19 protein-coding genes are annotated in these 17827 nt (G+C 64.8%); 8 read left to right on the top strand and 11 right to left on the bottom strand.

The features are described from left to right. Positions 1 to 80 precede the first annotated feature (80 nt). Together DKM43_RS10430 and apaG are read right to left on the bottom strand one after the other, a co-directional pair. Complete coding sequence (locus DKM43_RS10430) at positions 81 to 878, bottom strand: LysR substrate-binding domain-containing protein (RefSeq protein ID WP_109798407.1); 798 nt, start codon at positions 876 to 878, stop codon at positions 81 to 83. A gap of 12 nt (positions 879 to 890) precedes the next feature. Continuing rightward, positions 891 to 1289, bottom strand: coding sequence for a Co2+/Mg2+ efflux protein ApaG (gene apaG / locus DKM43_RS10425; RefSeq protein ID WP_109798406.1), 399 nt, complete (start codon positions 1287 to 1289; stop codon positions 891 to 893). Positions 1290 to 1399: 110 nt separating this feature from the next. Between apaG and recO the strand changes: the two genes are divergently transcribed. The 3 genes from recO to DKM43_RS10410 are packed head-to-tail and all read left to right on the top strand — an operon-like array spanning position 1400 to position 4230. Continuing rightward, a complete protein-coding gene (gene recO, locus DKM43_RS10420) occupies positions 1400 to 2008 on the top strand; it encodes a DNA repair protein RecO (protein ID WP_109798405.1) in 609 nt (202 codons plus the stop codon). A gap of 24 nt (positions 2009 to 2032) precedes the next feature. Beyond that, positions 2033 to 3091 (top strand): 3-isopropylmalate dehydrogenase, encoded by a 1059-nt coding sequence (gene leuB / locus DKM43_RS10415; protein WP_109798404.1) that lies wholly within the window; start codon positions 2033 to 2035, stop codon positions 3089 to 3091. A 14-nt stretch (positions 3092 to 3105) separates the two neighbouring features. Further along, entirely contained in the window at positions 3106 to 4230 is a 1125-nt protein-coding gene (locus tag DKM43_RS10410; RefSeq protein ID WP_109798403.1) for a glycosyltransferase, read from the top strand. A gap of 2 nt (positions 4231 to 4232) precedes the next feature. On the opposite strand, the gene DKM43_RS10405 is transcribed toward DKM43_RS10410, so the two are convergent. Beyond that, complete coding sequence (locus DKM43_RS10405) at positions 4233 to 5552, bottom strand: phospholipid carrier-dependent glycosyltransferase (RefSeq protein WP_109798402.1); 1320 nt, start codon at positions 5550 to 5552, stop codon at positions 4233 to 4235. Positions 5553 to 5635: 83 nt separating this feature from the next. Here DKM43_RS10405 and DKM43_RS10400 point away from each other — a divergent pair, with 83 nt between their 5' ends. After that, positions 5636 to 6844, top strand: a complete 1209-nt coding sequence (locus DKM43_RS10400) for a trans-sulfuration enzyme family protein (protein WP_109798401.1) — start codon at positions 5636 to 5638, stop codon at positions 6842 to 6844. Positions 6845 to 6869: 25 nt separating this feature from the next. Here DKM43_RS10400 and DKM43_RS10395 read toward each other — a convergent pair whose 3' ends face one another. The 3 genes from DKM43_RS10395 to DKM43_RS10385 all read right to left on the bottom strand — a co-directional run bounded on the left by DKM43_RS10395 (position 6870) and on the right by DKM43_RS10385 (position 8730). Next, complete coding sequence (locus DKM43_RS10395) at positions 6870 to 7121, bottom strand: accessory factor UbiK family protein (protein WP_109798400.1); 252 nt, start codon at positions 7119 to 7121, stop codon at positions 6870 to 6872. Positions 7122 to 7258: 137 nt separating this feature from the next. Then, positions 7259 to 7813, bottom strand: a complete 555-nt coding sequence (locus tag DKM43_RS10390) for a TspO/MBR family protein (RefSeq protein ID WP_109798495.1) — start codon at positions 7811 to 7813, stop codon at positions 7259 to 7261. A 146-nt stretch (positions 7814 to 7959) separates the two neighbouring features. After that, complete coding sequence (locus tag DKM43_RS10385) at positions 7960 to 8730, bottom strand: TlyA family RNA methyltransferase (protein WP_236632502.1); 771 nt, start codon at positions 8728 to 8730, stop codon at positions 7960 to 7962. 25 nt (positions 8731 to 8755) lie between these two features. Between DKM43_RS10385 and DKM43_RS10380 the strand changes: the two genes are divergently transcribed. Beyond that, on the top strand, positions 8756 to 9298 hold the full coding sequence (locus DKM43_RS10380; protein WP_236632501.1) for a hypothetical protein: 543 nt from the start codon (positions 8756 to 8758) through the stop codon (positions 9296 to 9298). Positions 9299 to 9733: 435 nt separating this feature from the next. Continuing rightward, complete coding sequence (locus DKM43_RS10375; protein ID WP_109798399.1) at positions 9734 to 10837, top strand: branched-chain amino acid aminotransferase; 1104 nt, start codon at positions 9734 to 9736, stop codon at positions 10835 to 10837. A gap of 22 nt (positions 10838 to 10859) precedes the next feature. On the opposite strand, the gene DKM43_RS10370 is transcribed toward DKM43_RS10375, so the two are convergent. After that, the gene (locus DKM43_RS10370) at positions 10860 to 12299 is read right to left on the bottom strand and encodes an OprO/OprP family phosphate-selective porin (protein ID WP_109798398.1); all 1440 of its coding nucleotides are present in this window, start codon (positions 12297 to 12299) and stop codon (positions 10860 to 10862) included. 213 nt (positions 12300 to 12512) lie between these two features. Here DKM43_RS10370 and DKM43_RS10365 point away from each other — a divergent pair, with 213 nt between their 5' ends. Further along, positions 12513 to 13421, top strand: coding sequence for an SDR family NAD(P)-dependent oxidoreductase (locus DKM43_RS10365; RefSeq protein WP_109798397.1), 909 nt, complete (start codon positions 12513 to 12515; stop codon positions 13419 to 13421). On the opposite strand, the gene DKM43_RS10360 is transcribed toward DKM43_RS10365, so the two are convergent. The 4 genes from DKM43_RS10360 to argH are packed head-to-tail and all read right to left on the bottom strand — an operon-like array spanning position 13418 to position 17106. After that, positions 13418 to 14191: a precorrin-2 dehydrogenase/sirohydrochlorin ferrochelatase family protein gene (locus DKM43_RS10360; protein WP_109798396.1), complete on the bottom strand. Its 774-nt coding sequence runs from the start codon at positions 14189 to 14191 to the stop codon at positions 13418 to 13420. The two genes, DKM43_RS10365 and DKM43_RS10360, sit on opposite strands and share 4 nt — an antisense overlap. A 15-nt stretch (positions 14192 to 14206) precedes the next feature. Further along, positions 14207 to 15466, bottom strand: coding sequence for a diaminopimelate decarboxylase (gene lysA, locus DKM43_RS10355; protein WP_109798395.1), 1260 nt, complete (start codon positions 15464 to 15466; stop codon positions 14207 to 14209). Positions 15467 to 15475: 9 nt separating this feature from the next. Further along, positions 15476 to 15727, bottom strand: coding sequence for a hypothetical protein (locus DKM43_RS10350; RefSeq protein ID WP_109798394.1), 252 nt, complete (start codon positions 15725 to 15727; stop codon positions 15476 to 15478). Next, positions 15724 to 17106, bottom strand: coding sequence for an argininosuccinate lyase (argH, locus tag DKM43_RS10345; RefSeq protein ID WP_109798492.1), 1383 nt, complete (start codon positions 17104 to 17106; stop codon positions 15724 to 15726). The genes DKM43_RS10350 and argH overlap by 4 nt, the downstream gene beginning before the upstream one ends. A gap of 46 nt (positions 17107 to 17152) precedes the next feature. Between argH and DKM43_RS10340 the strand changes: the two genes are divergently transcribed. Next, positions 17153 to 17740: a TlpA family protein disulfide reductase gene (locus DKM43_RS10340; protein ID WP_236632500.1), complete on the top strand. Its 588-nt coding sequence runs from the start codon at positions 17153 to 17155 to the stop codon at positions 17738 to 17740. Positions 17741 to 17827: the final 87 nt, after the last annotated feature.

Here is a 17827-nt window from a genome sequence, read left to right as displayed (position 1 = left end):
GGCGCGGTTAACAGCGCGTAAGGCGCAAAGGCCCCGGAAATCGGGATGATAGCGTAGCTTGCGGCAGGAAATGCCGCAGTTCAGCCGCGCAGCGCCGCCACCAGCGCCCTGACCTTTTTCTGACGCCATTGTGGCGGTGGTGCGACGAGCCAGTATCCCCGCCGCGAGACGACCGGTTCTCCGATCCGGATGATCCGCCCGGCCGCAATCGCGCTCTGCGCGAGTTGCAAGGGCACGTGCGCACGGCCAAGGCCGGCCGAAGCCGCGCTGATCGCCGTGCCCGCATCGCCCACCGAAAAGCCGACATCGCCGCCGCCGGGCGCAGGATCGCCCGGCCAGCCGATCCACGGGCAATCCGGCGCCGCATCCGGCGCGGCGACCGTGACCATCAGGGCCTCGCCCAGAGGGATGCCCTCCAGTTCGCCCGGCCCCTCGGCCCAGCGCACGGCAAGGTCAAGATTGGCCTCGGTAAAATCGATGTCGGCATCGCCGCCGACAAGCGAGAAACGCAGCTGCGGATTTTCGGCGCGGAAGCTGGCAAGGCGCGGCGAAAGCCATGCCGCGAAGAAATCGCGCGGGCAGGCAATGGTATAGACATGGCTCGACTGGCCGGCCTGCATCGCCTGCACACCTTCCTCGAAGCGCAGGAAACCTTCGCGGATCGCATCCAGCCCCGCGCTCGCCTCGTCTGTCAGCTCAAGGCCCTTGGGGGTGCGACGGAACAGCACGACGCCCAGCAGGTCTTCGAGCGCGCGGATCTGCTGGCCCACGGCCGCCGGAGTAACGGCCAGTTCGTCGGCCGCACGGGTAAATGACAGGTGCCGCGCGGCTGCATCAAGCACGCGCAGGCCGTTGAGGGGGAGATGGGTCCGCTTCATCGCGAAGCGGCCTTAATTGGCGGGAGCCGGTGCCGCCAGCGGAAAGAACGGGATCGCCACATCGAACAGCGAACCATCGGCGCGCTGCATGGTATAATGGCCTTCCATGCTGCCATGATGTGTGCCCAGCGGGCAGCCGGACACGTAATCATGCGCCTGTCCCGGTTGCAGCACGGGCTGTTCGCCAACCACGCCATCACCATCGACGAAGTTGACGAGGCCGCGCCCGTCGGTGATCCGCCAGTGGCGCGAGAGCAGCTGCACCGGCTGGTCCGATCCATTCTCGATCCGGATGTGATAGACCCAGAACCACTTGCCCGCCTCAACGCGGGACTGTTCGGGCAGGAAGTTGACGGCGACTCGCACCGTAACTCCTTCGGTCATCGCGGCGTGCTGGAAAAGCTGCTTCATGCCCTTCAAACTATCGCACAATGGCCAAGGTTCCAATGCGCTAATGCATCTGCAAACATGCCCTTTTTATGGCGCTTGCCCGAAAAGGCATTAGCGCGCAAAGCCGCGCCATGCTGATCCGCGCCTCGGCCATTCTCTGCGCGCTGCGCCCGCACGGCGAACATGGCGCGATCGTGCGCGTGATGACGGCAGACCACGGGCTTGCCGCTGCCTATGTGGCAGGCGCGCGAGGACGCGACCTGCGGCCCGTGCTGATCCCCGGCAATCTGGTGGCGGTGGAAGTGCGGGCGCGGGCAGGCACGCAGCTTCCGTCGGCGCGGGTGGAACTGGTGCGCAGCAGGGGACCATGGCTGACCGAGCCGCTGCCAAGCGCCGGTATCGGCTGGGCCTGTGCGCTGACCGCAGCCACCCTTCCCGAAGGTCATCCCTATCCGTTGCTGCATGATTCGCTGGCAGCCTTGCTCGATGCGATCTGCATGGCCCCTTCCGCTCGCGGCTGGGCGCGCGTTCTGGCGGGCTACGAGGCCCTGCTGCTGCGCGAGGTCGGCTATGGCGCGGCCGACGCCCCGCCGCCGGAGGAAGGCTGGACCGATCTTCTGGAAAGGCTCGACCGGCAGGGCAGGACCATTGCCAACCGCCTGCTTGCCGATCGGACCGGCGATGTTATGGGGGCGCGCACGATTCTGCTCGACCGGCTGCGCCGGATCGGAAGCGGATGAAGGGAACGCACGAAGGAATTGTTCATGAAGATTGCGGTTCTGCCGGGTGACGGCATCGGTCCCGAAGTAACGCGCGAGGCCGTGCGCGTGATCGAGGCGCTCGGCATCGAGGGCATCGAGATGACCGAGGCCCTTGTCGGCGGAGCGGCGTGGAAGGCCAGCGGCCATCCCCTCCCGCCGGAAACGCTGGCCGTAGCGGAGGCATCGGACGCGATTCTGTTCGGCGCGGTGGGCGATCCCGATTGCGACGCGCTGGAACGGCATCTGCGCCCGGAACAGGCGATCCTTGGCCTGCGCAAGGCGCTGACCCTGTTTGCCAACCTGCGTCCCGCCAGGGTCTTTGCCGGGCTTGAGGGCCATTCTGCGCTGCGCCCCGAAGTGGCGGGCGCGATCGACATGGTGATCGTGCGCGAACTGAACGGCGATGTCTATTTCGGAGAGAAGGGCTTCCGCACTGCCGCCAATGGCGACCGCGAAGGCTATGATGTCATGTCCTACAGCGAAAGCGAGGTGCGCCGCATTGCCCACGTCGGCTTCCGCACCGCCATGGGACGCAACCGTCGGCTGTGCTCGGTCGACAAGGCCAATGTGCTGGAAACCAGCCAGCTCTGGCGCGACGTCGTGATCGAGGTGGCGAAGGACTATCCCGAAGTCACACTCGAACACATGTATGTCGACAATGCCGCGATGCAGCTCGTGCGGGCGCCCGGCAAGTTCGACGTGGTGCTGACCGGCAACCTGTTCGGCGACATCCTGTCCGATCAGGCATCGATGTGCGTCGGCTCGATCGGGCTGCTGGCCTCGGCCTCGCTGGGCGAGCGGCAGACCGCCCACGGCACCTTCGGTCTTTACGAGCCGATCCACGGCTCGGCCCCCGACATTGCCGGGCAGGGTCTTGCCAATCCCATGGCCACGATCCTTTCGGCCGCCATGCTGCTACGCCATTCGCTGGGCCTTGCAGAGGCGGCAGACCGGGTTGAGGCCGCCGTGGCGAAGGCGCTGGCCGATGGCGTGGCGGGCCGCGATCTGGGGGGAACGGCGGGCACCACGGAAATTGGTGACGCAGTGCTTGCAAGGCTGTAAGGGCCGCCGCGCATATGCTTCAACTCGCCGTCATCCTTCCGACATACCGCGAACGCGCCAATATCGCGCCCATGGTCGCGCGCCTCGATGCTGCCCTTCAGGGCATTGCCTGGGAAGCGATCTTCGTTGACGACAACAGCCCCGATGGCACCGCCGACGAGGCCCGCCGCATCGCGCTTTCCGATCCGCGCATCCGCGTGATCGAACGCATCGGGCGGCGCGGCCTTGCCTCTGCCGCGATCGAGGGGATGTGCGCCACGGCAGCCCCGGTCGTTGCGGTCATGGACGCGGACCAGCAGCACGATCCCGCGCTGCTGCCGGGAATGCTGGCGGCCATCGAAAGCGGCGAATACGATCTGGCCTATGCCTCGCGCTTTGCCGAAGGGGCGAGCACCGAGGAATGGGGCCGGCCCGACCGGGTGAAGGCATCGGGCCTTGCCAACCGCATCGCCAACAAGGTGACAGGGGTTGAGCTGTCCGACCCGATGAGCGGCTATTTCATGCTGCGCGCCGAAACCCTGCGCGCTGATGCGCACCGCCTTTCCGGCGTCGGCTTCAAGATCCTGCTCGACATTCTGGCCACGGTGGACAAGCCGCTGCGGGTCAAGGAGTTCCCCCTCAACTTCGTCGCCCGTGTCGAAGGCGAAAGCAAACTGGACCAGACCGTGGTGTTCGAGTTTCTCGTTGGCCTTTACGACAAGTGGCTGGGCCGGATCATACCCACGCGCTTTGCCCTGTTCGGAACCGTGGGCGCCATGGGGGTTGCGGTGCAGCTTGGCGCGCTCTGGGTGCTGCTCAAGCTCGTTGCGGGTGAACGCTTCGTCTATGGCAACTGGTCGGAAAGCGCGACCTTCAACACCGCCAATGCACTGGCGGCAATCATCGCAATGACCTTCAACTTCGTGCTCAACAACGAGCTGACCTATTCCGACAAGCGCCTGCGCGGCTTTGGTCCGCTGCTGCGCGGCTGGGCGCAGTTCGCGCTCACCTGCTCGCTTGGGCTGCTCACCAATGTCGGTTCGGCCGCAGTGCTCAAGACCATCGGCTTCCACGATGTCATCGCGGTGGTCGTCGGGATCGTGCTTGGCTCGGTGTGGAACTTCGCGCTGTCATCGCGCTTCGTGTGGGGCAAATATTGAGGCTACTTCCAGCTATCGAGCCAGGTGTAGTCGAGATAGGAGTTCTTGCGCGGCAATTCGCCTGCCGAGATGATCGGATAGAAGCCGATGAACAGGCCGAATGAGAGGACCAGCGTGGCCCTGGCGGGCCAGCGCAGGCCCAGATCCCACCATTCGGCCAGCACCAGCGCCAGCGCGGCCAGCAGGAAGCAGCTCGCCAGCATGTAGTGATAGTAGAACTGCACCGGTTTGCCGTTCACTGCCCAGAAGCCGACCAGCACGACATAGGCCGCCACGATCAGCAGGCGCAGGCGCCCATTGCCCGTTTTCAGGCCCCTGAAGCCGTCCCACGCGCACAGCAACAGCGCAGGCAGGCCCGCCAGCATGGTGAACGGGTTGCCCAGCATGAGAACGCCGCGCTGCGCGCCATCGACGTTCTCGTAGAGAAACCAGATCGGCCGGATATTGGCCATCCATTGCCACCACACGCTCATGTAGGTGTGAGGCTTCTTCACGCTGTCCTGCAATTGCAGCATGTAGTGCTGCCATTCGATCAGGCGGCCCAGCGTCATCGGATCCCTGGCATAGAAGAAGGCTGGCAGGAACGTGGCGAAATAGACCGCGAGCGGCAGAACGCCGAGCCACAGCCCCGCCTCTACCAGCGACACCCCCGGAACCGGCCCCGCGCCCCGCGCCGCCCACAGCATGGCAATGCGGCGGCCTTTCAGCGCCTCCCACCGGTTCAGCGCGAACAGCAGGCCGGGCAAGGGCACCAGCAGCGCCCCGTTCCACTTGGCGCCCAGCGAAAGGCCCATGAACAGCCCCGTCAGCATCAGATGCAGACGCGCCCGGCCTGTCCGGCCCGAAGGATTGCGCCATGCCAGCGCCCATTGCCACATGGCAAGCGCCATGAACCCGCCCATCGCCATGTCGAGAATGGCAATGCGCGACATGATGAACCAGATGAAGCCCGTGCCCAGCAAGAGGCCGAACAGGATCGCGGCGCTGCGCGAAAGACTGGCCCACCACAGGCTGCGCATCATTGCCCAAAGCCCGATTGCCCCCATCACCGCCGAGGGGAATCGCCAGCCGAAGGGCGTATCGCCAATGAGCTGCATCGACCATGCGATCAATTGCTTGGCCAGCAGGGGATGTTCGGGGTTGAGCCGCTCCGTCAGGTCGATCAGCCGCCGGGCTGCGGGAAGGTAGTGCACCTCGTCGAACATGATCTGCGAGGGAATGCCGAGCCGGTGGAGAACCAGCAGAAAGAAGGCGGCAGCAATCGCTGCGCACCAGAGGGCGGGATCCTTGTCGCGCGGGCGGGCCATGGCAGCGGGTGTCATTTGCGGCGCTGGATAGGGCCGCAAGGACAAGTTCGCAATCCTGTCGCTTGCGCGCGGGGCCGCCCAAAACTAAGGCGTTGCCCATGAAACGCACGACAGGCCAGGACCGTTCGATCACCCAGAAGTGGCGCCCCGCAACGCAGGCTGTGCGTGGCGGCACATGGCGCTCGGAAATGGGCGAAACCTCCGAGGCACTGTTCCTGACTTCGGGCTTCACTTACGACGATGCCGCCACGGTTGCCGCGCGCTTTGCCGGCGAGGCCGAAGGCATGACCTATTCGCGCCTTCAGAATCCCACAGTGCAGATGCTGGAAGAACGCATCGCGCTGATGGAAGGGGCCGAAGCCTGCCGCACGCAGGCCACCGGCATGGCCGCGATGACCACCGCGCTGCTCTGCCAGCTTTCGGCGGGCGATCACATCGTTGCCGCCAAGGCTGCCTTCGGGTCATGCCGCTGGCTGGTCGACAATCTCCTGCCGCGCTTCGGCATCGAAGGCACCACGATCCACGCTGCCGACAACACCGCATGGGAAGCCGCGATCCGTCCGAACACGAAGGTGTTCTTCTTTGAAAGCCCGGCCAATCCGACGATGGATATCGTCGATCTGGAGTTCGTCTGCGCGCTGGCAAGGAAGCACGGTATCACCACCGTGGTGGACAACGCCTTTGCCACGGCCGCCTTGCAGCGCCCGATGGACTTTGGCGCGGATGTCGTCGCCTATTCGGCCACCAAGATGATGGACGGGCAGGGCCGCGTCATGGCGGGTGCGGTCTGCGGATCGGCCGAATGGATCAACAATGTCCTGCTGCCGTTCCAGCGCAACACTGGCCCCAATATCGCCGCGTTCAATGCATGGGTTGTGCACAAGGGGCTGGAAACGCTGGACCTTCGCATCCACCGGCAGAGCGAGAACGCGCTGAAGGTGGCCAGCTTCGTCGAAGGGCGCGTGCCGCGCCTGCTCTACCCTTTCCTGCCCAGCCACCCGCAGCACGCGCTGGCGAAAAAGCAGATGAAGGCCGGAGGGACGATCTTCTCGTTCCACCTCGATGGCGGGATGAAGCAGGCGCATGCCCTGCTCGATGCGCTGCAACTTATCGACATATCCAACAACATCGGCGATTCGCGCAGCCTGATGTGCCACCCGGCATCAACCACGCACTATGGCGTCGGCCCCGAAACGCGCGCCGACATGGGCGTGGGCGAGGGGATGTTGCGGCTCAATGTCGGGCTGGAAGACCCCGATGACCTGATCGAGGATCTCGATCAGGCGCTGCGCAAGGCGGGGCTTTAGGCGAAGACTGAAGCGGCCGGGGCGATCATTCGCCCTTGGCCGCGGCTTCAAGTTCGGCGATCCGCGCTTTCAGCGCTTCCACTTCCTCGCGCGCAGAGGCGGCCAGTTCCTTCACCGCGTCGAACTCCTCGCGGCTGACGAAATCCAGCCCGCCGAACAGTTCCTTCGCCTTTTCACGGGCATTTTCACTCGCCTCGCGGCTCATCCCCGCGATCGTTCCGGCAGCGCTGTTCAGCAGCTTGACGAAATCGGCGATGATCGGATTTTCACTTTGCATCGGGGATGGTCCTGACTGGCTGTGCACGCGCTATGTGGGCTGCAATCGCGATTGCGGCAAGGGGCCGAAAGTGTCCCTGAGACCAAAACCCGTGCAGCCAAGAGCGTAAAGGAAGAAAGGGCACCTTGCAGACCGGATCAGATTTCCACCCGCACCGTGCTGGCAGGCGCGAATGCGCCATCGGCGGCCGGGTTGAGTTGCAGGAACTGCCAGGTCAGCACAGCGGCAAAGCACACCCAGGCAAGGTATGGCAGCATCAGCGCCCCAGCCACCGGGCGGATGCGCCAGAACAGCGCAATCGTCACCACGATTGCCACCGCCATGGCCACGGTGATCCAGAACGCGCCCGTGATCTGGTGCAGCGCGAAGAAAGTGGGAGACCAGGAGAGGTTCAGCAGGAGCTGCACCACGAAGGCCGCTGCCGCCAGCCCCCGCCCCGCTGCGCCGCGGGCGGAAAGGACCATGGCAAGGGCAATGCCCATCAAGACGTAAAGGATTGACCAGACAATGCCGAAGGCGGCTGGCGGCGGATAGATCGTCGGCTTGACCAGGCCATCAAACCAAGGATTTCCCGGACCGCTTCCCGATGCCTGCCCCGCCAGAAAGCCCAGCGCGACGACGAGCGGAACCGTGAAGAGCGACCAGCGCAGAAGACTGGCACGAAGCTGGCCGGAAGAAGCGAGATAGTTCATGGCACCCATGGGCTGTGCGCTGCCGCGCGATTCGTGGGCGATATTGGCGGGCAGTTCGGGCTTGCGCAATGCGAACTCCATCCGCCGACCGTGCCGGAAGGATGGAAGTTCTCCGTCATGACTGCTTGCCGCCCTCGTTGGCACACCTACGGATGAAGCGCCGAGATCAGGAACTCGACATTGCCTTCAGGTCCGGTGATGGGGCTTTCGACAATTCCCTGCACCTGCCAGCCTTCGCCTTCCAGCCAGCCGCGCACTTCGTCGCACACACGCTGGTGCAGGGCCGGATCGCGCACCACGCCGCCCTTGCCCACTTCGGCCTTGCCCACCTCGAACTGGGGCTTGATGAGCGCGACCAGCCGCGTCGGCCGCGCAGCCAGCGCCAGCGGAACCTCCAGCACCTTTCTCAGGGAAATGAAGCTGGCATCGCACACCACCCATGTCGCGGGCCGGTCGATCTGGGAAGGCGTCAGGATGCGCGCGCTGGTCTGTTCCAGCACCGTCAGGCGCGGATCCTGCCGCAGCTTCCAGGCAAGCTGGTTCGTGCCCGAATCCACCGCGAAAACGTGCGCCGCCCCTTTTTGCAGGAGCACGTCGGTAAAGCCGCCGGTCGAACTGCCGATGTCCATGGCCGTCACGCCCGCAGGATCAAGGCCGAAATGATCGATCGCATGAGCCAGCTTGATCCCCCCGCGCGAAACCCATGGATGATCCCGGCCGCGCACCTCAAGCGCGGCATCCCCGGCAAGCGCCTGCCCCGCCTTGGCAATCTTCGTCTCGCCCGAAAACACCAGCCCGGCAAGGATCAGCGCCTGAGCGCGGGCGCGGCTTTCGGCAAGACCGCGCTCCACCAGCAACTGGTCGACGCGGATCTTGTTCTTGCCCGATGCGGATTGTGGCTGGCGGGTTGAGGTCACGGCGCGTTCCTTCCATAACCGGGGCATGAAGATCAACCGCACGGCGCACACGGCACGCGCTTTTTCGTCATCGCTGCTCCTGCTGCTGGGCGCCTGCGCGGCTCCTGATGCCGCTCCCCCACCCGCCGCACCGGCGTCTGCGCCGAAATCCGCCACTCCGTCTCCGCCTGTGGTCAGCGCGCCAGCCTTCAAGGACTGGCGTGATGCTCCGCAAACGTCTGGCGACTGGGTTTACGCAGGGCACACGGCCCGCTTCGTTTCGGCCGAGGGGACGCTGTTCGCAATGACGTGCAACCGCGCGGCAGGCAGCATGACCCTGTCGAGGGCCGGAAGTGCCAACGCCAGCCTGCCCATGACCATCGTGACAACCAGCGAAGTGCGCACGGTTGCCGTGGTTCAGGGCGCGGGCGGCGTTCAGGCCACATTGGCCGTGAACGATCCCCTGCTCGACGCCATGGCCTTCAGCCGTGGCCGCTTTGCCGTGGAAACGAGCGGCCTTTCCACGCTATACCTGCCTGCGTGGGCCGAAGTCGGCCGCGTGATCGAGGATTGCCGCCAAGGGGCCTGACTGCCTGGCCACCTGAATGGTTGCAGACGCACCTATTGTGCAGACGCGAAAGCCGGATTCTGACGACAAAATTATTTTGCGCAAGACTTGTTGTTTGCCGCCGAATGAATCACATTCGCCCCAAGGCCGGAAGAACTGCCGCTCATCCGGTCCAGCAGCCCGAAAAAGCTGCGACTTTGGCTCAACAGCGCGAAAGGAGGTGATCCGATGTCTCATGGTTCAGCAGAGAGGTCGGTACAGTCCTGCGCGAGGCATTATCGCTGAGTTTCGATTAGGCGATAAAGGCTTCGTGGGCGGCACTTCCGGCCGCTGACCATGCGAAGGGCCGCTCGGATTGACCGATGCGGCCCTTCACATTTATTACATTCCCCTTGCCTTTTGCGCAACAATAGTTCACGGCGCTGCATCTTCGATTCTAGCGCAAGGACTGCCCCGATGGCGACCACCGCCGCAACTTCCGGCCTCAGCTTCGCCCGCCACCCGCACCCGGCCCCGGTGTCGGCCGACGTGCGCGCGCAGGTGCTGGCCAACCCCGGCTTTGGCACCGCCTTCACCGACCACATGATCGAGATCGATTACGCCGAGGGGCAGGGTTGGCACGATGCGCGCATTGTCCCCTATGGCCCGATCGCGCTCGATCCGGCGGCGGCCGTTCTGCATTACGCTCAGGAAATCTTCGAGGGCCTGAAGGCTTATCGTCTGGCAGACGGGGGCATCGCGCTGTTCCGGCCAGAAGCGAATGCCGCGCGCTTCAATGCCTCGGCCCGTCGCCTCGCCATGCCGGAACTGCCCGAAGATCTGTTTGTCGAGGCCGTGCGCCAGCAGGTTCTGGTCGACCGCGACTGGTTCCCCACGGTCGAAGGCGGTTCGATGTATCTGCGCCCCTTCATGTTCGCCACGGAACCGTTCCTTGGCGTGCGCCCGGCGAAGCAGTATCGCTTCATGGTCATCGCCAGTCCCGCAGGCAATTACTTCAAATCAGGCGCGCCCGCCGTGTCCATCTGGGTTTCGGACTATACCCGCGCAGCCCCCGGCGGCACCGGCGCGGCCAAGTGTGGCGGCAACTATGCCGCAAGCCTGGTGCCCACCGCCGAAGCTTTTGCGCGCGGACACGATCAGGTCCTGTTCCTAGATGCCGCCGAGCATCGCTGGGTTGAGGAACTGGGCGGCATGAACCTGTTCTTCGTGTTCAGTGACGGCTCGATCCTTACCCCCGAACTGACCGGCACGATCCTGCCCGGCATCACCCGCTCAAGCCTGCTGAAGCTGGCCGGGGAAGAAGGGCTGACCGTGCGCGAAGGCCGTTACAGCCTTGAAGATTGGAAGGCCGATGCCGCATCCGGCCGGCTGGTGGAAACCTTTGCCTGCGGAACTGCGGCGGTAGTCACCCCGGTGGGCAAGGTTGCCAGCCATGACGGAGAATTCACCATCGGATCGGGCGGCCCCGGACAGCTTACGCAGAAGCTGCGCGCAAAGCTTGTCGGCATCCAGCGCGGCGAGATTGCCGATACGCACGGATGGGTGACGCGGATCGCGTGAACGCCCGCAAGGCCGCGCGTCCTCAGAAATCGAACTGGGCGCGCATCCCGATGACATCGGCGTTGTAGTTGCGGTCGGCACCGGCGGCGATGGCCGCATCCTTGAGCCAGAGGTGGCCATAGTCGACGATGAAGCGGACGTAGTCGGTCGGCACCCAGAGCAATGATGCGCCTGCAAGTTGCTGCCGGCCGCCGACCACGCCCTTGTCGTTGAGGTCTAGCCAGTCGTAACGCGCGTTGATCTGGATCGCACCGATGCCACCCTTGTCGAGGCCGCTTACGGGTTTGATCCGGGTCCATGTGCCCTCGCTCGCCTTGTAGGGCAGGGTGTCGCCTCTGGTCAGGAACACCCCCGCCTCGACATAGCCACCGTTGAAGGTGGGATCGGCAATCCCGGCCGGACGGTTGACCTTCATCCACTGCGATTCGGCGGTGAAATGGAGCGGTCCGCCAGTCCAGCCCAGTTCCAAGCCGTAGTTCATCTCCGACAAGGCGCTGATCGCCCGCGTATCGACCAGCCGCAGGTCGGTTGTGTGGGTGAACGGCCGCGCCCGGTAGCGAACGGTGGCATAGCCGTCGTTGAGATCATGGTAGTGCGCCGAACCGCCCAGATGGAGCTGGCCACCCAGTGCCTTCGGCTGAAGGGCAAGACGCCCATCGATCGAATAGCTGTTGTCGGTATCGGCGTTGAGATCGGTCACGTTGTCGCTGAACACTCCGAACTGGGCCAGCACCATGCCCTTCTGATATTGCGCCGACACGCCAAGACGCCGCTCGAAACCGAAGGCCGTGTTGAAGGAGGCGCGTTCCATGAAGCTGGTGAACAGGTCGGACTCGGTATCCTCCATGGATTCGAACGGTTTGTGCTGGCCGATCGTGATGACCAGATTCCGGATACCCGTATAATTCAGATAGATGTCGGTCGGGTCGATGCTGCTGTTGGCAATGTCGGCCTCGATCCGATAGCCGAAGTTGCCCGGAATCGTGCCGTCAAAGCCGAGGTAGGCCCGGCGGAACTCGGTCGCAAGGCCGAGGCTTTTGCTACCGATCGATGCGGGTGCCATGACCGAGGCGGTATCGATCTGCAACCGGCCGCGCGGCTTGAAACTCCATTTGCCCGCACCGGGTCGTTTCGGATCAACCGGCGCTTCGATCTTCGGCGCTCCGTCCCAGGTGATGCTGGCCGCGGGGCGCGCGGTCGCGGTCGGCGGGGCCGCCGCCGCGAGCGCCGTCGTCGCGGCATCGGCCGCCGACCGCGCTTCGGCCAGTTGTGTTTGCAGCGCGGCGATCTGCTGCTGCATCGCCTGCACCGCTTCCATCTGGCTGCGCATCTGCTCCTGCATCTGCTGCAACTGCGCCTGCAACGCGGCGAGGTCTGGTCCGGTTGTTGCGGCGCGCGCCGGCAGGATCCAGCCTGAGGCACAGGCAAGCGCAAGGATCGAAACGCGGACAACTGGCTTCACGGAAACACCTCAGGGGCCAAGCAGGAACGGTCGGCAGGACCAGCCCGGCGACTGCGGCCGAATATTTCTGCTTTGTTACATTTTATTGACGAGAATATCACTATTTTATCACGAATGCACAGGGCAGGCCGCCTGTTGCCTTGACTGCGCCGTCGTGGCATCGCTGCCTGCGTCTTAACCGCTCGATTAGGCGGCTGTTGGAGTGAAGCAGGCATGAGCATTTCGTTTGAGGGCCGCGTTGCCATCGTGACCGGCGCTGGCGGCGGGCTTGGTCGCGCCTATGCGCTGGAACTTGCCCGGCGCGGCGCGAAAGTCGTGGTCAATGATCTCGGCGGCGCACGCGATGGCACCGGCCATTCCGATGCCGCGCTGAAAGTGGTCGAAGAAATCGAGGCCGCTGGCGGCGAGGCCATGCCAAATGGTGGCTCCGTCAGCGAATACGAACAGATGGTCGAAATGGTGGCCAGGGCCAAGGAGCGCTGGGGCGGCGTCCACGTGCTCATCAACAACGCCGGTATCCTGCGCGACAAGAGCTTTACCAAGATGGACCCGGCCGATTTCGAAACGGTGGTCAAGGTCCACCTGATCGGTTCAGCCTTTGCCACCAAGGCGTGCTGGGACCTGATGCGCGAGCAGAACTATGGCCGCATCCTGATGACGGCGTCATCCTCCGGCCTGTTCGGCAACTTCGGGCAGGCAAACTACGGCGCGGCCAAGCTGGGTGTCGCAGGGCTGACCAAGACGCTCTACCTTGAAGGCGCAAAGAACAACATCAGGGTCAACACGCTGGCTCCCGTCGCCGCCACGCGCATGACCGAGGACATCTTCCCCGAAGAAGCCTTCAAGCTGTTCAACCCTGAATCTGTCGTCCCCGCCGCGCTGTTCCTTGTCTCGGACGATGCGCCCACCAATGCCATCGTCGGCGCGGGCGCAGGCGGATATCACTCGGCATGGGTGACGATGAACAAGGGCGTGCTCCTGCCTCCTGCCCAGCAGACCGTCGAAGGTTTTGCCGCAAACTGGGAGAAGATCAGCGACCGCACGGGCGATTTCGTGCCAAAGTCCGGCCCGGAACAGGCGCAGGTCATCATCGGCCAGTTGCAGGCGGCGATGAAGGGTTAGGCGCGTTTAAGCACCACCACGATTGCGCCCTGAGGCTCAACCCCTCCGGCAGGGACCCGCACCGCATCCGCCCGCGCCCGCGCAAGGATTTCCGGCGCCACGCCAGCCTCGTGCACCACCACATCCGCCTGTCCCAGCAGACGCGCGGCGCGCAAGGTCAGGTCTTCAGGGTCGTTCGAGGTCAGCACGATCTCGAAACGCCCTGACCGTCCTTCGGCGCCGGAAGCCAGCCAATCGCCCACCTTCGCCTCGCTCCCGGCGCGCATGAGGTCGAGCGCGCCGCCCTCGTCAAGCGCGGCATCGAGCGCCCGCCTGCGATCAGCCACCGAGGCCCAGCGCGCCCGCATCCCCTCGCGCGCGTCTTCCAGAGCGCGGGCCAGCGAGCCCAGTCCCTGCGGAAGCAGGCGTTCAAGGCGCAGACGCAGGATCTTGGCCAGCCCGGCCGAAGCACCGCCCGTGCCCACCGCAATCAGAACCGGATCACGATCAAGGATCGAAGGGGTTGTGAAATCGCACAGTTCGGGCCGGTCTACCACGTTGACCAGCAAGCCAGCACAGCGCAGCCGGATCGCATCGCCTTCGGCCATGGCGGGATTGTCGTGCGCAATGAACGCAATTCGCGCGCCATCGTCGATCCCGGCGTTGATATCGCGGTAGATCACCCCGCCCGCACGCTCGATCAGGCGCTGCTTGGCGGCAGCCGCATCCCCCTCGCCCAGCAGGATCACCGGCTGGCCCGCGATGCGGTGAAAGAGGGGGAGCGCCTTCATCCCTGCAAGCTCGGCCTACCTGAGGAACTCCGGCACGCGCTCTGCGGCAAGGATCGTGGCCGGATCGATGCGGTCGGCCACGATGGCCCACTTTTCGCCATCCACCATGACTTCGGGCACCAGGGGGCGCGAATTGTAGGTGTTGGCCATTGTCGCGCCATAGGCCCCGGCGGTGCGGAACACCGCCAGATCGCCGCGCTCCACCTTGTCGATGGTGCGGGCCATGGCGAAAGTGTCGGAACTTTCGCAGATCGGGCCGACGATGTTGGCAACGAACGTCTCGCCACTGGGCTGAACCGCCGCGAAATCATGCCATGCATCGTAGAGTGCAGGCCGCGCCAGATCGTTCATCGCGGCATCGACCACAACCCAGGGATGCGCCGCGCCTTCCTTTACACGGATCACCCGCGTCAGCAGGACGCCGGTGTTGCCGGTGATGACTCGCCCCGGCTCGAACATCAGCGTAACGCCCCAGTCCGCCGTGACCTTGGCCACCATCGCGGCGTATTCGGCCGGCTGCGGAAAGATTTCGCCGGCCTTGTAGGGCACACCCACGCCGCCGCCCAGATCCATGTGCGTCACCGCGTGGCCGCCCGCGCGGATCGCCTTCATCAGACTGCCAACCTTGGTGAAGGCGGCTTCAAGCGGATCGAGCCGGGCAAGCTGGCTGCCGATGTGCAGCGCAAGACCGCGCATGTGCAGACCCGGCGTTTCGGCAAGGCGGGCATAGATTGCCGCCGCCCGGTCAAACGGAACGCCGAACTTGTTTTCGGCCTTCCCGGTGGAAATCTTGCCGTGGGTTCCGGCATCGACATCAGGGTTCACTCGCAAGGCGGCCGACGCCACCGTGCCCATCGAGGCGGCAATCGCGGCCAGTTCCAGCCCTTCTTCCTCGCTTTCGAGGTTGAACTGGCCGATGCCGGCCTCGATCCCGCGGCGCATTTCGGTCTCGGTCTTGCCCACGCCCGAAAACACGATGCCCTGCGGGTCCATGCCCGCGGCAAGGGCGCGCTCCATTTCGCCGCCCGAAACCACATCGGCCCCGTAGCCCTCGGCCGCCAGCACTTTCAGCACGGCAAGGTTGGGATTGGACTTGACCGCAAAGGCGATCTTCACCGCTGGCAGGATCGAAAGCGCATCGCGGAACACGCGGGCATGGCGTGTCAGCGTGGCGCGGGAATAGACATAGACGGGGGTGCCGACCTCGGCCGCGATCAGCGGCAGGGGCACGTCCTCGGCGTGGAGCACGCCGCCCTTCAGTTCAAAATGGTCCATCGGAAACTCTCAGCCTTCTGGTGGCAGATCAAAAGGATCGTCCTCACGATCCTGCGAGCGGCGACGCGGCTCGACATTGCGCGCAGGGGCTGCCTGCGCGGGAGGTTTGAGCAGATCGTCCGCACCGGGCTGAACCTCGCGGCCATAAGGGATGGGCGGCGGCGTCTGATCGGGCGCCAGCTTCAGTTCGGCCCGGTTGCCGCACCCCGCCAGCGCAAGGGCGCCCACGATGCCGGGCAGAAAGGTGCGCAAGAGCTTCAAGCCGTTTCCTCCAGCCCCAGCGCTCTCTGCGCTTCGGCCACGCGCTTCCTTACCTCTTCAGGCGCGGTTCCGCCATGGCTGCAACGCGCCGCCACGCTCGCCTCGACCGAAAGCGCGGCATAGACGCGTTCGTCGATGCGCGGATCGATGGCTTGCAGGTCGTCCAGCGAAAGCTGGTCGAGCGCAACCCCGCGCGATTCGGCCAGCTTCACCGCGCTGCCGGTGATGTGGTGCGCTTCGCGGAACGGGATGTTCGCTTGCCGCACCAGCCAGTCAGCCAGATCGGTGGCGGTGGCATAGCCAAGTTCGGCCGCTGCGCGCATCCGTTCGGTGCGGAACTTGGCTTCGGCCACCATCCCGGTCATCGCCGCGATCGACAGCGCCAGCAGCGAGGCCGCCTCGAAGACCGGCGGTTTGTCGTCCTGCATGTCCTTCGAATAGGCCAGCGGCAGGCCCTTCATCGTGATCATCAGCGCGGTGAGGCAGCCCACGATCCGCCCCGAATGCCCGCGCACCAGTTCGGCCGCATCGGGGTTCTTCTTCTGCGGCATGATCGAACTGCCGGTTGAAAGGCTGTCGGGCAGGGTAACGAAACCGAAGGGCTGGCTGGCCCAGATGATGAACTCCTCTGCAAGGCGCGAGAGGTGCAGCGAGCATTGCGCGGCAGCCATCAGGTAATCGAGCGCGAAATCGCGATCGGATACCGAATCGAGGCTGTTGTCGGTCGGGCCGTCAAAGCCCAGCGCCGCCGCCGTGCGGAAGCGGTCGATGGGAAAACCCGTTCCGGCAAGCGCTGCCGAGCCAAGCGGGCTGCGGTTCATGCGGCGGCGCGCATCGGCAAAGCGCGAACGATCGCGCGCAATCATCTCGTAATAGGCCATCAGGTGATGGCCAAGCGTGACCGGCTGCGCGGTCTGCAAATGGGTGAAGCCGGGCATGATGCTGTCTGCATGTTCGCCCGCGCGCGCCACCAGCGCCACCTGCAGCTGCCTGAGACCAAGCTCTGCCTGATCGATCGCATCGCGCACCCACAGGCGAAAGTCGGTCGCCACCTGATCGTTGCGGCTGCGCGCGGTATGCAGGCGGCCAGCCGCCGGGCCGATCAGTTCGGCAAGGCGGCTTTCGGTGGTCATGTGGATGTCTTCAAGGTCCCAGTTTTCGGGGACCCCCTCCGCTTCGTATTCGGCGGCCACCTTGTCGAGACCATCGGAGATGAGTGCGGCATCCTCGGCCGAGACAATGCCCTGCGCGCCCAGCATGTCCACATGGGCCTTTGACGCGGCGATGTCTTGTCGCCACAGCGCCTTGTCGAAGGGAATCGAGGCGTTAATCTCGCGCATGATTGCCGAGGGACCGCCTGCGAAGCGCCCGCCCCACATCTGGTTGGAGCCTGAATTGCCGCTCATGTCCGTCCGCCCGCCCTCAATGTCGCTCGTGTTGGTTATGCTGATCCCGGCGCTCGCCGTCGCGGGGTGCGATAGGCAAGCCGCGCCCGACTCGCAACCGCAGACGAGCGCAGCATCTGCTGAATCTGCGGCACAGTCTGATGCGAAGGGCGAACTCAACGGCACGCTGGACATTGCCAGCCGCGGCAAGGCCATGCCCGATTTCACCGTGACCGACCCTTCGGGCAAGACGCTCAGGCTTTCGGACCTCAAAGGCACGCCGGTTCTCATCAATCTGTGGGCCACGTGGTGCGGCCCCTGCGTGCTGGAAATGCCGATGCTCGACAAGCTGGCCGCCCAGCACGCCGGAAAGCTGCGCGTGCTCACGGTCTCGCAGGATATCGACGGCGCGGCCAAGGTCGGCCAGCTTTTTGCCCAGCGCAAGTTTGCGCGGCTTGAACCGTGGCTCGACGGGGAAAACAACCTCGGCTTCTTCTACCAGACCGGAATGCTGCCCACGACCATTCTCTACGACCGCGAGGGCAAGGAAGTCTGGCGGATGATCGGCGCGCATGACTGGTCCGGACCGCGCACGGCCGCCATGCTGGCCGAGACTTTGGGCCAGTAGCCGCAAACTTCGTTTGACATATCGGCCCGCGCCACTAGAGCGGCGAGCGGGCCACGCGGTCCCAACGCCGCGCGTGCTCTCTGCAAG

The organism is Novosphingobium meiothermophilum (assembly GCF_003171715.1).
GTDB classification, from domain to species: domain Bacteria; phylum Pseudomonadota; class Alphaproteobacteria; order Sphingomonadales; family Sphingomonadaceae; genus Novosphingobium; species Novosphingobium meiothermophilum.
This window is presented reverse-complemented; position numbering and strand designations above follow the sequence as displayed.

Bases quoted from the DNA above. Each gene is read 5' to 3' on its own strand.
- DKM43_RS10390 (WP_109798495.1), bottom strand. From the start codon at position 7,813: ATGAACTATCTCGCTTCTTCCGGCCAGCTTCGTGCCAGTCTTCTGCGC.
- DKM43_RS10430 (WP_109798407.1), bottom strand. From the start codon at position 878: ATGAAGCGGACCCATCTCCCCCTCAACGGCCTGCGCGTGCTTGATGCA.
- DKM43_RS10360 (WP_109798396.1), bottom strand. From the start codon at position 14,191: ATGAAGGCGCTCCCCCTCTTTCACCGCATCGCGGGCCAGCCGGTGATC.
- DKM43_RS10410 (WP_109798403.1), top strand. From the start codon at position 3,106: ATGCTTCAACTCGCCGTCATCCTTCCGACATACCGCGAACGCGCCAAT.
- DKM43_RS10380 (WP_236632501.1), top strand. From the start codon at position 8,756: ATGAAGATCAACCGCACGGCGCACACGGCACGCGCTTTTTCGTCATCG.
- recO (WP_109798405.1), top strand. From the start codon at position 1,400: ATGCTGATCCGCGCCTCGGCCATTCTCTGCGCGCTGCGCCCGCACGGC.
- lysA (WP_109798395.1), bottom strand. From the start codon at position 15,466: ATGGACCATTTTGAACTGAAGGGCGGCGTGCTCCACGCCGAGGACGTG.
- DKM43_RS10395 (WP_109798400.1), bottom strand. From the start codon at position 7,121: ATGCAAAGTGAAAATCCGATCATCGCCGATTTCGTCAAGCTGCTGAAC.
- DKM43_RS10365 (WP_109798397.1), top strand. From the start codon at position 12,513: ATGAGCATTTCGTTTGAGGGCCGCGTTGCCATCGTGACCGGCGCTGGC.
- DKM43_RS10405 (WP_109798402.1), bottom strand. From the start codon at position 5,552: ATGACACCCGCTGCCATGGCCCGCCCGCGCGACAAGGATCCCGCCCTC.
- apaG (WP_109798406.1), bottom strand. From the start codon at position 1,289: ATGAAGCAGCTTTTCCAGCACGCCGCGATGACCGAAGGAGTTACGGTG.
- DKM43_RS10340 (WP_236632500.1), top strand. From the start codon at position 17,153: ATGTCGCTCGTGTTGGTTATGCTGATCCCGGCGCTCGCCGTCGCGGGG.
- DKM43_RS10375 (WP_109798399.1), top strand. From the start codon at position 9,734: ATGGCGACCACCGCCGCAACTTCCGGCCTCAGCTTCGCCCGCCACCCG.
- leuB (WP_109798404.1), top strand. From the start codon at position 2,033: ATGAAGATTGCGGTTCTGCCGGGTGACGGCATCGGTCCCGAAGTAACG.
- DKM43_RS10400 (WP_109798401.1), top strand. From the start codon at position 5,636: ATGAAACGCACGACAGGCCAGGACCGTTCGATCACCCAGAAGTGGCGC.
- argH (WP_109798492.1), bottom strand. From the start codon at position 17,106: ATGTGGGGCGGGCGCTTCGCAGGCGGTCCCTCGGCAATCATGCGCGAG.